The sequence below is a fragment of the Streptomyces sp. NBC_01481 genome (assembly GCF_026339995.1).
GTDB lineage: Bacteria > Actinomycetota > Actinomycetes > Streptomycetales > Streptomycetaceae > Streptomyces.
The window spans coordinates 12,142-25,666 of the sequence record NZ_JAPEPT010000001.1; the positions used below are offsets into that span (position 1 = coordinate 12,142).

14 protein-coding genes and 1 tRNA gene are annotated in these 13,525 nt (G+C 68.6%); 8 read left to right on the forward strand and 7 right to left on the reverse strand.

The features are described from left to right. Window positions 1-24 precede the first annotated feature (24 nt). Entirely contained in the window at window positions 25-1,377 is a 1,353-nt protein-coding gene (locus tag OOK40_RS00070; protein ID WP_266475496.1) for a transcriptional regulator, read from the reverse strand. Window positions 1,378-1,558: 181 nt separating this feature from the next. Here OOK40_RS00070 and OOK40_RS00075 point away from each other — a divergent pair, with 181 nt between their 5' ends. The 6 genes from OOK40_RS00075 to tgmC all read left to right on the forward strand — a co-directional run bounded on the left by OOK40_RS00075 (window position 1,559) and on the right by tgmC (window position 5,836). Next, window positions 1,559-1,927, forward strand: coding sequence for an ATP-binding protein (locus OOK40_RS00075; RefSeq protein WP_266475497.1), 369 nt, complete (start codon window positions 1,559-1,561; stop codon window positions 1,925-1,927). Further along, window positions 1,921-2,421, forward strand: coding sequence for a hypothetical protein (locus tag OOK40_RS00080; RefSeq protein WP_266475499.1), 501 nt, complete (start codon window positions 1,921-1,923; stop codon window positions 2,419-2,421). The genes OOK40_RS00075 and OOK40_RS00080 overlap by 7 nt, the downstream gene beginning before the upstream one ends. 600 nt (window positions 2,422-3,021) lie before the next feature. After that, on the forward strand, window positions 3,022-3,192 hold the full coding sequence (locus tag OOK40_RS00085) for a hypothetical protein (protein ID WP_159100267.1): 171 nt from the start codon (window positions 3,022-3,024) through the stop codon (window positions 3,190-3,192). A gap of 256 nt (window positions 3,193-3,448) precedes the next feature. Continuing rightward, a complete protein-coding gene (gene tgmA, locus OOK40_RS00090) occupies window positions 3,449-3,712 on the forward strand; it encodes a putative ATP-grasp-modified RiPP (RefSeq protein WP_108149237.1) in 264 nt (87 codons plus the stop codon). A gap of 1 nt (window position 3,713) precedes the next feature. Next, window positions 3,714-4,679, forward strand: a complete 966-nt coding sequence (gene tgmB, locus OOK40_RS00095) for an ATP-grasp ribosomal peptide maturase (protein ID WP_266475501.1) — start codon at window positions 3,714-3,716, stop codon at window positions 4,677-4,679. Beyond that, window positions 4,676-5,836 carry an ATP-grasp peptide maturase system methyltransferase gene (gene tgmC / locus OOK40_RS00100; RefSeq protein ID WP_266475503.1) on the forward strand — a complete coding sequence of 387 codons (1,161 nt, stop codon included), beginning with the start codon at window positions 4,676-4,678 and terminating at the stop codon, window positions 5,834-5,836. Before tgmB ends, tgmC begins: the two co-directional genes overlap by 4 nt. 168 nt (window positions 5,837-6,004) lie before the next feature. Here the strand turns inward: tgmC and OOK40_RS00105 are convergent, their stop codons facing one another. The 4 genes from OOK40_RS00105 to OOK40_RS00120 form a co-directional block, all read right to left on the reverse strand. Next, window positions 6,005-7,714 (reverse strand): mobilization protein, encoded by a 1,710-nt coding sequence (locus OOK40_RS00105; protein WP_266475504.1) that lies wholly within the window; start codon window positions 7,712-7,714, stop codon window positions 6,005-6,007. Next, the gene (mobC, locus tag OOK40_RS00110; protein ID WP_323136016.1) at window positions 7,711-8,229 is read right to left on the reverse strand and encodes a plasmid mobilization relaxosome protein MobC; all 519 of its coding nucleotides are present in this window, start codon (window positions 8,227-8,229) and stop codon (window positions 7,711-7,713) included. Before mobC ends, OOK40_RS00105 begins: the two co-directional genes overlap by 4 nt. 323 nt (window positions 8,230-8,552) lie before the next feature. Then, on the reverse strand, window positions 8,553-9,749 hold the full coding sequence (locus OOK40_RS00115; RefSeq protein ID WP_266475507.1) for a DUF3631 domain-containing protein: 1,197 nt from the start codon (window positions 9,747-9,749) through the stop codon (window positions 8,553-8,555). A gap of 631 nt (window positions 9,750-10,380) precedes the next feature. Next, complete coding sequence (locus OOK40_RS00120) at window positions 10,381-10,602, reverse strand: AlpA family transcriptional regulator (RefSeq protein WP_266475508.1); 222 nt, start codon at window positions 10,600-10,602, stop codon at window positions 10,381-10,383. A 478-nt stretch (window positions 10,603-11,080) separates the two neighbouring features. Here OOK40_RS00120 and OOK40_RS00125 point away from each other — a divergent pair, with 478 nt between their 5' ends. Together OOK40_RS00125 and OOK40_RS00130 are read left to right on the forward strand one after the other, a co-directional pair. Beyond that, window positions 11,081-11,362: a helix-turn-helix domain-containing protein gene (locus tag OOK40_RS00125; protein ID WP_266475509.1), complete on the forward strand. Its 282-nt coding sequence runs from the start codon at window positions 11,081-11,083 to the stop codon at window positions 11,360-11,362. Continuing rightward, window positions 11,363-12,601 (forward strand): site-specific integrase, encoded by a 1,239-nt coding sequence (locus OOK40_RS00130; protein ID WP_266475510.1) that lies wholly within the window; start codon window positions 11,363-11,365, stop codon window positions 12,599-12,601. A 91-nt stretch (window positions 12,602-12,692) separates the two neighbouring features. Here the strand turns inward: OOK40_RS00130 and OOK40_RS00135 are convergent, their stop codons facing one another. Beyond that, window positions 12,693-13,040 carry a hypothetical protein gene (locus OOK40_RS00135; protein ID WP_266475511.1) on the reverse strand — a complete coding sequence of 116 codons (348 nt, stop codon included), beginning with the start codon at window positions 13,038-13,040 and terminating at the stop codon, window positions 12,693-12,695. A 113-nt stretch (window positions 13,041-13,153) separates the two neighbouring features. Then, window positions 13,154-13,226 (reverse strand) — tRNA-Arg (locus OOK40_RS00140). Window positions 13,227-13,525: the final 299 nt, after the last annotated feature.

A 13,525-nucleotide genomic window follows, 5' to 3' on the forward strand; every position in this document is an offset into this window, starting at 1 on the left:
CGGTGGCGGGGGCGCATTTGGGCGTTACGCAGCGGCGACCAGATCGCGCGCCCGCTCGCTGAAATCAGCGACGAGTCGGTGATTCCCGAACGGCTGCATCCGCCGTTGCAGGTCCTGTACAGCCTCGACGCACCGAGAACTCTTCACCTGTCGCGACAGGGAGAGCGTACGGAGCCCGGCGGCGTGTGCCGCCTCCAAGTCCCTGCGCTGCAAGTGCGAGACGGCGAGCGCCGCCTGCGACATCGCGCCGCGCCGCGCGCGGCGCTGCTTGCGCGCGTGGCCGATCGACTGCCGCGCGTGCTCCTCCGCCGCGTCCGCCTGCCCCAGGTCTCGGAAGGTGTTGGCGTGTTCACCATGCAGATAGGCGGGGTCGATGAAGGCTGCCCACTCCTGCTCATCTTCCAGCTGAACACGACCGTACGCCGTCTCGGACTGCGCAACGGCGCGTGCCGCTTCGGACTTCTCGCCGAGCTTGGCCAAGGCGCGAGCTTCAAGTGCCCACAGGTCCGCGAGACACGCCGGCGACGTGTTCGCGCCGAGCCCTGCGCGGCCGGCCTGCGCGAGCCTGCGCCCCTCGGTGGGGTTGCCAAGCAGGGTCGCTTGGTCAGCCATGCCCGCGAGCACATGCGCCCCGAGCGCCCGGTTCTTGGACTCCTCGGCCAGGCGCAGCGACTGGATCAAATACCGCTGCGCGGTTCCGTGCTCGCCGTTGTCGTAGGCCATCCATCCGAGCAAGTAGGTCTGCTCGGCGGCAGCCTCGCAAAGTGCGTGTCGCACATCCTCGGTGTGCGTCCGGCGCAGCAACGGAAACACGTGCTGATTCATGTACTCGGCGAGGATGAGCCGACCCGAGCCGCCGCCCTGTAGTACGTCCATCTTCTGGAATTCGCCGAACATGTTCCGCACTGCGGTCACGTCTTCAAGACGGACGCGAGGGCCCGCTTCGGGCTGCTGATCAAGGGTGTTGAGAAGCCAGTCACGCGACGGACCCACTGCTGCCACCGCAGCAAAGGGTGCCGCTGCCAAGAATGCTCGACGGTCCACGTCCGCTCTCCCCAAGTCGGCGACAGCTTCCACGGTAACGGCGAAGGACGCGTTGTAGACGAGCGAGCGTTCGGCGGAACCGCTCTCACCGAGCCCAAGGTCGTAGGTCGTGACCCGATAGCCGACTCCCGCCGAGATCACGTCGGCGAGAATCTCAGGCAGTGGTGAGCGAGGCGTGTCGCCCTCCAACCACCGCCGCACGGTCGACGCGTTCGGCGAAATGCGAGGCTGCCCCCACGTCTGAGCTGCGGCTTTGACGCGACGGGCCAACTCCGTCCGGCTGAGGCCCGACCGCGCAAGCCATGTTGCGAGATCACTGTTCGGCGTCTTCATGTTGAACCCTTACCCCTCAGCCACGGGCGGTAGTGGAAGTAACACCCTTTGACACCCTCTCCGACGGTACCCCTGCTCTCGGCTCCGCGGTTGCCTAGTTGCTCGAACCAAGGGCGCAGGCAAGGGGGTTGCACTCATGCCGAGATCGGTGGCGCAGCGGTTCCCGCGAGCAGGTGGCGCGGTGCCCGAGGCGCGTTCCTTCTTAGGCAGCGTATTGGAGGAGTGGGAGGTTAACGACCGCTCCGAAGATGCGGTGCTCTGCCTCTCCGAGCTTGCGACCAATGCGGTACGCCATGGCGCGCACGCTGACTTCCTTGTCGAGGTCTCCCTCGACGAGGGGTGCCTGCGCGTCGAGGTGCACGACACGGGGACGGGTGCCCCCCGTGTCGGGAAGCCGAGTGAAGACGACACCGATGGGCGGGGGCTGCTCATCGTGACGTCAGTGGCGGACGGATGGGGGGTGACGCCGCACGACTCGTGCGGCAAGACCGTATGGACGGAGTTCAAAACGACCGAGGGCGGGATTCAAGTCGGTGTGATCCCATGCTGATGGCGACCGCGACCCCGCCGACCGCCGGATTGCTGGCATCGCTCGGTGTCTGGTTCTGGATCGACCTCACCGAGGCCGGTCACGTTGCCTTCGTGCTGCTCGCCCACCCTCCTGCCCGTCGGGAAGGTGAGTCGCCCGAATCCATTGAGGGCGACATGCGGGGTCTCGCTGCGGCTCTGAATCTCGCCGATCCATCGGCCCGACTTCCCGACATCGGTCCCCGACTCGTCGTTCACGGGCGTTCCGCGCTCCTGAGCCTCGACGGTTGCCAGGCTGCACTCCACGTGCCCGTTAGCGCCGAGTGGTCAGGGTTCGTCTCCGCCGGCGCACCAGTGGCGGTCGCGGTCGGCCTCGATCCCCTGAAACCGAGGACGCCGTTCGCCGACGTCAGGCCGTACGTATCGGAAGGTGCGCAGCGCGGCCGGCTGTTCCTCGGCAAGACCCGGGCTGAGCCTGCCCGAAGGTTCATCGGAGAAGGCGGCCCGCCCGTCTGACCACCGCGAACCGACTCTCGCACCACTACTCCCAAAGACCCGACGGCCGCGGACACGGCCGCCGGGCAGCGACGCCAACAGCTGACACATTGCTAGGAGCTGATGACGACATGCGCGACCTTATCGCCTGCCTCTGGATCTGGTTAGGGCCAGGCATCGCCCGGACGCTACGCGCCACGCACCGGCGGTTATCGAAGCGCTGCAGGCGGCCCGCACCCTCGATTCGGCCTACTTCGGCCATTCCCCCGGCCCCGCCCTACGCCCGCCGACCGCTTCCCGCGCACGTACGAGCCCGACTTCTGCCGATCGACGGTCACGCCTTCCACGTACGGCCGTACGTGCCGCCCTACGCCCCGGCGGTGCATCGTGGGTAGCGCCGCCGTACTCGTGCGCTGCGGGATCTGTGAGTCGCTCGTACCACTCGACAGCGTGGAAACCGGATCGTTCATCTGGCGCGATGGTGACGGTCGAGAGCGAACCGCCAAACGGCGATCTTGCAGTGACGGCGCCGCATGCTGCCTCCGGACTGACAACCCTCGCACCTGGCAGCGCCTCGGGGCCACGCTCCCCGTAGGGGTAGAGCCTGCCCCTGACGCCCCAGTGGCCAAGTGCACCGTCTGCGACATCGCGGCGCGAGTGGACGATCTCGACATCGCCCGCGTCCTCGATGACATCGATGATGTCTGGTACTCCTCCGTGGTCTGCGCGGATGAGGACGCCTGTTACGACCGACAGATGCTCTACCCGTACCGGCCGGAGCTCCCCGAGTGAACCGCCTCCCGGACAGCCGTCGGTCAAGCGAACACCCGCCGTCCGGGCAACGCTCCATCCTTCGCCGCGTTCGCGGCGCCCATGGCGACCATCCGGGTCAGGGTCGCACCAACACTCCCGCGTCGGGCAGAGGCGACTCGTTCACCTCGCCGCCCCGATGCGGGCACCGCCTCGGTGCGGCCTTGTCGCTGATCCGAGGCAAAGCGCACCGTATGCAACTCAAGGCACGTGACCGTCAACCACAGAAGGAGATCGGATGGCCACCGCAGTACAGCCCTGGGGCACGAGCCGTTTAGCCCTCTACCCGAACACCGTTGAACTGCCGTACACCCGGACCGAGCTCGACGCCGCGAGCCAGACGACGCGGTACTTCGACAGGAGCGGCCAGCCCGTCGAGATGGGCGGGCACGGCACCAGCCAGTCGACCGCCTCCCCGACCGCGACCGGCGCCGACGGCGGGGGCGCGCAGCCGCCCGCGCCGGCCGACGCGGACTCGCTCGAAGACAACGTGCCCGACTGACATGGATAACTCACCGGTTCTCGTCGTCACCGCGCTCGGTGACGTGACGGCGGATCTGGTGCTCGACGAGCTGTACGGCCGGGGTGTCCCGGCCGTACGGCTCGATCCGGGCATCGACTTCCCACAACCCGCGCGCATGAGCGCTCGGATCGAGCAGGGCGCGTTCACCGGCGATCTCGAAACGGCAACCCGCCACGTCGACTTGTCTGCCGTTCGTTCGGTCTACTGGCGGCGTCCCACCTCGTGGGGCGATCCTCGGACAGCCGAGACTCCCGCGCAGCGATTCGGCATCGAGCAGTCCCGGGCCGGCTACACCGGGATGCTGACCGCACTCCCCGGGGCACTGCACGTCAACCACCCCATGCGGAATCGTGCCGCCGACTACAAGCCCGGACAACTCGCCACGGCCGCACGCCTCGGTCTGCCCGTTCCCGCTACCTTGTTCACGAACGTTCCGGAGGACGCCCGCACGTTCGCGGCCAACCATGGACCCGTGATCTACAAGCCGGTTCACGGCGTGCACCTGGCCAGCGAGGACGGACGGAACCGAACCATCTGGGTTCGCGCAGTCGAAGCCGACGAGCTCGACGATTCGATCGCGCTGTGCCCTCACCTGTTCCAAGCCTGTGTGCCGAAGATTGCCGACATACGCCTCGCCGCCGTTGGCGACGAGTTGTTCGCAACCCGCATCGACACCGACGGCGATCACCTCGACTGGCGCCAGGACCAAAGGTTGATCACCTGCTCCGCGGTGACGGTGCCCGGCCCCGTCCGCGAGGCTGTGCTCTCCTACCTTCGTACGTTCGGGCTGACCTTCGGCGCTTTCGACTTTGCTCTCGACGCCAGCGATCAATGGTGGTTCCTCGAATGCAACCCGAATGGGCAGTGGGCGTTCGTCGACGAGTCCACCACTCGCGCAATCGCATGTGCTCTGGCCAACACCCTTGAGAAGGGCGTACCCGCATGACCACCGAAACCGCCGCCGCCCTGCGCCGGCACCTCGTTGAGCAACTCGTCGAGGAAGACCTGCTGCACGATCCAGAGTTGCGCCGCGCCGCCGAAACCGTTCCGCGCGAGACGTTCCTCGGCAGCGCGATCTACAAGCCGAGCGACCCGCCGGGTGTCACGGTGTGGACTCCTACACGCCGCGACGACGTCCCCGCCGACGAATGGCTGCGTCTCACCTACCAGAACACGACGTGGGTAACTCAGATCGACGGGGTGCTCGCCGAGGACGCTACCGACTCGGTCACCGGTGGCACCCCGACATCGTCCTCAACCCTCCCCGGGGTCATCCTTTGGATGATCGAGCAGGCCGGAACCGCCCGAGGTAAACGCGCCCTGATCATCGGCGCCGGCACCGGTCTGTCAACCGCGTACGTCTGCGAGGTGCTCGGCGAGGACAACACGACCGCGATCGAGACCAACCCCGCCGCAGCCGAACGCGCCCGCAAGGCCCTGGCCGAAGCCGGATACGCCCCCACCCTCATCACAGGCGACGGGCTGCGCGGTCACCCCGAACGGGCCCCGTACGACATCGTGATCGCGTTCTGCTCCATGCGGCACATCCCTTACGGCCTGCTACGGCAGGTCAAGGAAGGCGGCACCGTCGTTGTCACACTCGCCGGCTGGGGATTCGGGCACGGCCTCGTGCGCCTCACCGTCGACGACCAGGGCGGAGCGTCCGGCCGCTTCCTGCCCGGATACACCTCGTTCATGATGGCCCGCACGCACGACCGGCCACCGCACGGCCCCTTCGAGCTTCTGCCAGGCGAGCAACGGTCGAGCCGGATCGACCCCGCCGCTCTGGACGACTGGTCCGGCCGATTCGTCGCTCAGCTCGCCGCCCCCTCGGCCGAACGGCTCGGCCTGGGCGCCGAGCAGATCCTGCTCGACGTCGCGACCGGCTCACAGGCGCGCACGCGACCGGCGGAGAACGGCGAGGGGTGGACTGTGGTGCAGCGCGGCCCGCTCAAGCTGTGGGACGCGGTCGAGGACGCCGTCGAGGCGTGGCAGAACGCCGGCTCGCCGCACCTGTCGGAATTCGGTCTGACCATCACTCCCGACGCCCAACGCGTCTGGCTCGGCACCCCGGACGGGCCTAGCTGGCTCCTGCCCGTATGAGCGCCCTTGGACGCTCAGCCACTTTTCCGGCCCGCCAGCGCTGTCCCCACAGGCTCGGCGGGCGACGCCGGCACCTACTCGGCTAAGCGGGCGATCCTGGTCGATTGGTCAGCCCAACTTGACGCGGTGGGCAAGGGGCAGGGGGAGGCCACGCCTGCGGCTCAGCGGTCAGCGACGCCGCCCGGATACCTCGGGGCTGCGGGGGTGCGGGCGCTCTGCCGCTGGCTGGCGGGGCTGCGTCGCCAAGGGCCTGGCGGTACTGCGGGCTTGGGCGGCGCGGGCGCGGGCGCTGGGCGCTGGCCTCTGGGCGAGGCGGTTGATGCGCCAGGTCAGCGTTTTTGCCAGGGAGCGGGCGTCGTCCAGGGTGCGCTGGTTGGCGGCTTGCTGGAGGAGTTGTTGGGGGTTGTGGCCGGCAGTCTCGGCGTCGGTGAGGGCGGCGGCGAGGGCGTCGAAGGCGGGGTCGTCCAGGACCTGCTCCGCGTGTTCGGGCACGGTCTGCTGTATGTGGCGGATGTGCCGGTCGACTTTGTGCTGGGGCGGTCGGCGCTGGGCGAGCGCGGCCAGAGGCTCGGCCGCGGCTTGTTCGTAGGCGGCTTGGAGGTTGATCACGGTCTGGCGGGAGGCGATGATCTGCTGCTCGTGGCGTCGTACGTCGTGCCAGCGTGCGGCGGCGATGACGGTGAGGAGGGCCGAGTCGAGGAACATCGCGAGGAGGGTGCCGTCCTTGGGGAGGGGTTCGCGGAGCATGGCCCGTACGGCGCCGCGCAGGGCGCGGGCGTGGCGGTGTTCGGCCTGGATGCGGGAGCGGGTGGCGCGTTCAAACGTGGTTGCTGCCTTTCGGAGTTGGGTCCGGAGGGCCTGGGGCGCGAGGAGGGGGAGCGCGTCGAGGGCCTCGCCGAAGGCGGCGAGGTGGGCCTGGGCGGCCTCGTCGTCCGTTTGGTCGAGGTGGTGGGGGATGCGTTCAACGGCGGCGATGGCCTGGTGCCATGGGCTGGGCCTGCGCTGGCCCGGCCAGTCGTCGGGCTGGGAGTCGGTGGCTTCGAGGCGCTCTCGGATCTTGGGGAAGGACAGGTCCGGGGCGAGTTCGGAGCCGGAGTACCAGATCGGCTCGACTGCCCAGTTGGTATCGCCTTCGAGGGCGACCGTGTAGCCGCGTACGTCGCCGGATGGGAAGTGCTTGACGTCGACGAGGACGCCGTCGGTGTCGGTCAGCAGGCGGATGAACTCCTGGGTGCTGGTGGCGGCGGCCACGGCGGTGCGGACGGTGGCGCGCAGGCGCTCGCGGGCGGTCCGGTCGTGGCCGGCGCGGCGGGCCTTTTCTTGTTCGGCGCGGGTCGGGCGCTTGGCGGCGGTGCGGTCGCCACGTACCACTTGGCGGAGGCCGTATTCCTTCTCGATGGTGGCGAGTTCGCGGTCGGCGGTCAGGTAGTCGTTCCAGTGGCGAGCGCTTCGTAGGTCGCCCCGGACTTTTGTGGCGGCGATGTGGATGTGGTCCGGCGCGTGGCGCACGGCGACCCAGCGGCAGCCGTCCGGGTCGCCTTCGGGCGCGATGCCGGTGGCCACGACGATGCGGCGGGCGATGTCTGCCCATTCCTCGTCGCTGAGGATGCGGTCGGTCTCGGCGGCGCGGATCGAGCAGTGCCACACGTGCTTCTCGGGGGCGCGGCCGAGCCGCCTGGCCTGCTTGACGTGCAGGTCGAGGTCGGCCACGAGGAGCTTCTTGGTGGCGTCGAGGTCGCCTGTGCGGCCGGGGTCGGGGGCGAAGCCGTCCCAGGAGGCGACCAGGTGGGGGTCGGTGTGGTCCTTGGCCTTCTTCGTGTCGAACAGGTAGCGGATCAGGCCCGCGGTGTCCTTGCCGCTGCTGATCTTGGCGATCATCGGGCTGCCTTCTTGGTGGCGGCCTGGTTCGCGGCTTGCGCGATGTCTTGGACGGCTGCGCGGACGGTGTCCAGGGTGTGGTCGGCCTGGGCGAGGAGGGCGGTGTCCCCAGGGTGTGGTTGGCCGCCGGAGTTGAGTTTCTTGGCGATCTGGTTGACGTTGCGGCCGATGTGGGCGACCTGGGAGCGCAGCGCGTTGAGTTCGTCGATGTAGTCGTCGATGGGGGTTCGCTGGTCGGCGAGGGTGAGGTCGCCGTCGACGTAGGCCATGACTGCGGTGCCGACGAGGTGGGCGCCGGCGACGTTCAGCGAGCGGGCCTGGGTGAGGATCTTGGTCTTCTCGTCGGCGCTGTAGCGTGCGTCGACGCGGTCTTTGCGCTGCTTCTCTTTGCGCTTGCGGCGGCGGGCGACGCGGTGGAAGGCGGCTTCGTCGGCGGCGCGCGGCAACGGCAGCTCGGCGGCAGTGCCTGGCTTCTCTTGCTCGGGCACCCCCTGGTGCCCGAGCGCCTCTGCCACCCCCGGGGCGGAGGCTTCCGCGTTGGACCGGCCCTTGGACGGTCCAACGGGATACCTTGCTGCGCTGTCTGGGGCTGAGGTGAAGGGCATCTGCTGCTGAGCTGCGGGGAGCTCTTGGTGCTGTTCGTGCATGGGGTGTTTCTCCGGCGGTCAGGGGGCGGCGCTGTGTCACGTCCGTTGCGTCCGTCGCATGCCTGGTCAGCACAGGTACGGACACATGGGCAGGTACGGAGAAGTGCGTCCCGGTGAGAACGTCCGTCCCCGCGCTGACCTGCGCGGGGATGGACGCGACGCAGTGATACGGATCCAGAGGGGGAGGCGGGTTAGCGGGCGTGATTGGGTCCGGCGGGGCCGCCGGGCGGGCCGATGGGCAACGAACCCGCCGGAGTGGTCGGTGGCTTGCCCTGGGCTGGGCGTGCGGGCGTGGCGTCGTGCGCCGCCTCGGCGAGGCCGGGGCAGTGGCGGGCCCAGGCGTCGAGGAACCGGTTACGGGCGTACGCCTTGGCCTGCCTGCCCTTGTTGAAACGGTAGTTGGCGGAGCCGATGCCGAAGTCCCGGAGCATGTTGCCCAGGTGGTAGGCGTTGAGCCCCTTGGTGCCGTACTCCGCCCACGGGGCATCGGCGTCCTGGAGCAGGGCGGCGACCAGGTCCTGGGTGGACAGGGCCTCGAGGTTGCCGTGTGCCTCGAAGACGCGGTGGATGTCGCGCAGCAGTCGTGTCTTCAGGCTGGTCTGCTCGTCCTGGACAGCCTCGTGCCGGGTCATGGCCACGCAGGCCGCACGGGCGTGCGCGGGCCAGTAGCCTCCGGCCAGGTCGGCGATGATCACCAGCGGTTCCCAGGTGTCCGCCGCCCGGTCCTCCACCGGCATCGCCGGCACCATACGGGCAGCGGTGCCGCGCAGCGGTCCCAGCCAGGCGGCCAGCCGGTCACGCAGCGCATTGAGTTCGGGCACCGAGTACCGCGAACGGAACGGGGCGACCTTCTCGCCGGGCTTGCGCTTCTGCATCCGCAGCACGACCGCCCGGTCCATGATCGTGTCTGGCAGGTCGCCAATGCCCGCGAGCGCGGCCATGGCGAAGGTGGGGTATGGGGTGGGCTTGTGCTCGGGTCCGGAGATACGCCAGGCGGGCCGGTTGCGCTGGTGTCCGGCGTTCAGCAGGCCGCGCAGGTCCTCCTTGTCGCCCGCCTTGGGGCCGAAGATGGTGTCGGCCTCGTCCACCAGCAGGGTGGGCGGGTTCTTGCCGATGACGCGGAAGATGACCGCCGGGGAGGTGTTCACCGTCATCATCGGCTTGTGCACCGTCTCGTGCAGCACGTCCAAGACGCGGGACTTGCCGCAGCCCTTCGTCGGGCTCACCACCGCCAGGCGGGGCGCGTGCTGCAGAGCTGTCTGGATGTGCGTGGCCGCCACCCACAGCGTGACTGCGGTCAGTGCCTCCTCGCTTGGCAGCACCACGTACTTGCCGATCGCAGCCCGCAACTCATCCAGCAATTCCGCACCCTCACCGGAACCCTCCATGCGGTCAGCCGGTCCCCGAGGAGGCCGGGAGCCGGTCCCGTGATCCGGTCCCCGTGAGTCGACGGGACCGGTCCCGTTCTGCTGGGCGGTCCCCGTCACGGGATTGCCGGTCCCCAGCGGTCGGTGGGGACCGTGACCACGGTCCCCATTGCGGTCCCCTGGTGTAACGGACTCCTCTTGGGGACCGGTCCCAGCTTCCACGGCGTTGGCCTGCGGGTTTCCACGGGATGTGGATTTGGGGACCGTGACCTGCGGGGATCGAGCACTGGGCACGTCGCGGGGACGGTCCCCAACCGCAGCCGTGTCAGCGGGAGGCTGGGGACCGTGTGCGTCCGCATCAGCCGATTGCTCGGCGGTCCCCGATGCGGGGGACTGCGTGTCCGTCAGGTTCCCGCGGTGCCAGGGGATGCCTTCGCCGGGGACCGCGGGAGTGGGCCAGCCGATGGGAGATGTGTTCGTGGTGGGGGACGTAGAGTCCTCCATAGGCGTTCCTCTCCGGTGAGAGGCAGGACGGGCAAGGTCCCGCCCCTCACCAGCTCGTTCGTTCAGGGATGGGCACTCGGCAGGGGGAGTCTTTGGCCCTCGGTGTTGGCTCGCCGGGGGCCGTTTCGCTGTCCGCGTCAGGCGCGGGTCAGGCCGTGAGGTCGTACGACGTCTGGGCGTCCAGCCACGCGTCCACCTCGTGCCAGCGGTAGCGCAGGTGACGGCCGACCTTGTGGACGCTGGGGCCGGTGCCCCGGTACTTCCATTGGTAGAGCGTCTTCACCGGCACCCCGAGGTACGCGGCCACGTCGGCGGGGGTGGCGAGCTGGTCACGCTCGGCGCCAGCAAGGCGCGGGGAGTGGTTTGGCAATGAGGTTTCCATATCGGGATCGGGGTTTTGGATGGCAGGCTTGGGCAACACGGCCACACCATCCAGGGAAAGGTGCAAGGCTGGTTTTGAATGTCTGGGCTACTTCTCTCGGCGTGGCCGGGGAAGACCAAAACAGTAAGGGCGGATCCCCGGTTGCCGAAATCGCTCCCGCGGATGCCGAAATATTCTGCGGCGAAGCGACCGGCAGAGGGGTCGGAATCCGGTACCTCCGCAGCTCAGAGGTGTCGCCTGGCAGCCAGGAGTGACGCGGCCAATCAACCGGACATCGCACCCAATAGCTACTCAAATCGCCCAGCTCTGGGGTGTGGAGGGAAGGTAGCACGGCCTTCTCAGTGAAAAGACTCGCGATGTCCCGGAATTCGATGAGACGAACACCACTTCGCCCCGGAAAGGCTTTTGTAGAGTTTAAGAACTAACTCTTGCCATGGTGCCCGGATGCAAGTTACAGATATCTGTCATGGCAACCCGACCTATCGAAATAGGCCCCGTCGGCCTCCACACCGCCCGCGCCATCGAGTACCTACGCCTCGTGCGCGGCCTGACCCAGCACCAACTCGCCGCCCACTGCACCGCACTGGGCCGCCCGATGGCCAACACCGCCCTCAGCCGCACCGAGCGCGCCCGCCGTCGCTGCGACGTAGATGACCTCGTCGCCCTCGCTACCGCGCTCGGCGTTCCTCCCGCGACCCTGCTCCTGCCGCTCCCGTCGGTGTCCGGTGACGACCGGAGGGGGTGCTAGTTGGCGCGGGTCTGGATTGAGGACCGCATAGGGCACGCGGCGTATGTGCGGGCCGCGGCGGAAGCCAAGCGGGCGGGCCGTACGCCACCGGGGCGCTACCGCGTGCGCTGGTATGGCCCCGACGGTAAGCCGAAGATGAAGACCTTCGCCCGCAAGGTCGACGCCGAGGCGGATCGGACGAAGATGGAGTCCCGCCTTAACGACGGCTCCTACCGTGATCCGGCTGCCGCGCGGGCGAAGTTCGCAGAGGTAGCGGAGTCCTGGCTGGCCGCGCAGCTCCATCTCAAGCGTTCAACCCGAGGCCGCTATCGCGGTGTTCTCGACGTCCACGTGATCCCCAAGTGGGGCACCACCCCACTGGACCGCATCCAATTCGAGGACATCGCCGAGTGGCTCGCGGACCTGCTCTCCGGCGAGGCGAATGGCGGCAGGAAGCTGAGCCCTCGGTCTGTCCGCAAGGCGTACGTCGTCCTCAGCCGCGTTCTCGGCTACGCGGTCAAGGCTCGTCGGCTGGCCGTCAATCCGGCTGTCGGCGTGCCCCTGCCCAAGGCGATGCCGGCTGACCACGTGTACCTCGACGACATGCAGGTCGACGCGCTGGCCAACGCGTCCGGCGCCTACCGTGTGTTCATCCTCCTGCTGGCCTACACCGGCCTGCGCTGGGGCGAGGCATCCGCACTGAAGGTGGGCCGCGTGGACCTGGATGCCTGCCGGGCGCACATCGTCGAGGCGTACGCCGAGGACAACGGCAAGCTCTACCTCGACACCCCCAAGAACCACGAGCGCCGGTCGGTACCGATCCCGCGGTTCCTGGCAGAGGAGTTGAAGCCCCACGTCCAGGGGCGGGGAGATGAGGAGTTGCTCTTCACTGCTCCGCAGGGCGGACCGCTACGGGCCCGCAACTTCCGTCAGCGGTTCTTCGCGCCAGCGGTCGTGAAGGCCGGGCTGGGACACCTCAAGGTCACCCCTCACAAGCTGCGCCATGCGGCGGCCTCGCTCGCCATCGCCAGCGGCGCGGACGTCAACGTCGTACAGACGATGCTGGGCCACAAGTCCGCGACGCTGACCCTGGACACGTACGGGCACCTCTTCCCGGACCGCCTGGACGAGGTCTCGAAGAAGATGCACAAGCGCCGTGCCAAGCAGCTGGCCAAGGCGAAGGCCAATCTGGAGAAGGCGGAGCGGAAGGCCCGTGAGGCCGCCGAGGCGGTGGCCACTCTGGAGGAAGACGCCGCGTGATGTGTGCTTGATCCGTGCCGGGGAGTCGCAACGGAAGGGGGCTACCCCAGCGCACTGACGCGGTGGGGTAGCCCCTTGCGTCTCCCTCGGATCAGGTCAGTCGCGGCCGACCGCCTTCCTCCCGAGCCCGGTCAATTGCAGCAGCGGCCGCATCCCCAGCCAACCGCTCGATCCCCTCGGGCACCTCGCGCTCGTCGAGGACGAAGAGCCTCCCGCCGACGAGGTGCGTGGTCGTCTTCCAGCCGAGACGCCCTCCCGCCTCCCTGGCGGCACGCAGGACGTCCTTGAGCTCGCCCATCTCCGCAAGATCGTCAGCGCCGAGGATCAGCTGCCCGTAGTAGCCCTCGTACTCCGGCTTCAGGGTGGCCCGCATCAGCGACTCAAGCCGGTCGACCAGCTTCTCGTAGCGGCGCCGGGCCAGCTCGTCATTCGCGGGCATCTCGCACAGCTCCCCACCGCTGCCCGCAGCCGCATGTGTGCCAAATGTGTGCTGCGAGTACGAAGGCCCTCCCGTCCGCCGGACGGAAGGGCCTCTGACTAGGTGTTTCTCTGTGCCCCCGGCAGGATTCGAACCTGCGACACCCGCTTTAGGAGAGCGGTGCTCTATCCCCTGAGCTACGGAGGCCGGGGCTTGATGGAAACCGTGGAGGAAACCCCAGTGGGGTTCGCCATCCCGGCGAGTCAAACGCCCTGGTCAGCTCGCGCCCCCGCGCGGCGGGTGGGATGTCCGAGTGGACATTTTCTCCCGCACGTGCCGAGTAGCCGACCGACCGCGGACAGCCTAGCGGATCGTGCTCCGCGGATGCGCCCCCATAAGCCACAGCGGTTCCATGGAGGTTGCAGAAGGCCGCTGACCTGCGGCGGGGCTGTTAGGCGTGCGGCGGGCCGGTCCCACTGGCCGGCTGCTCGGCCCCCTCGGGTGTC

Coding starts and splice junctions, on each gene's coding strand:
- OOK40_RS00070 (WP_266475496.1), bottom strand. CDS start 1,377: ATGAAGACGCCGAACAGTGATCTCGCAACATGGCTTGCGCGGTCGGGC.
- OOK40_RS00080 (WP_266475499.1), top strand. CDS start 1,921: ATGCTGATGGCGACCGCGACCCCGCCGACCGCCGGATTGCTGGCATCG.
- tgmA (WP_108149237.1), top strand. CDS start 3,449: ATGGCCACCGCAGTACAGCCCTGGGGCACGAGCCGTTTAGCCCTCTAC.
- tgmB (WP_266475501.1), top strand. CDS start 3,714: ATGGATAACTCACCGGTTCTCGTCGTCACCGCGCTCGGTGACGTGACG.
- tgmC (WP_266475503.1), top strand. CDS start 4,676: ATGACCACCGAAACCGCCGCCGCCCTGCGCCGGCACCTCGTTGAGCAA.
- OOK40_RS00105 (WP_266475504.1), bottom strand. CDS start 7,714: ATGATCGCCAAGATCAGCAGCGGCAAGGACACCGCGGGCCTGATCCGC.
- OOK40_RS00115 (WP_266475507.1), bottom strand. CDS start 9,749: ATGGAGGGTTCCGGTGAGGGTGCGGAATTGCTGGATGAGTTGCGGGCT.
- OOK40_RS00125 (WP_266475509.1), top strand. CDS start 11,081: ATGGCAACCCGACCTATCGAAATAGGCCCCGTCGGCCTCCACACCGCC.
- OOK40_RS00135 (WP_266475511.1), bottom strand. CDS start 13,040: ATGCCCGCGAATGACGAGCTGGCCCGGCGCCGCTACGAGAAGCTGGTC.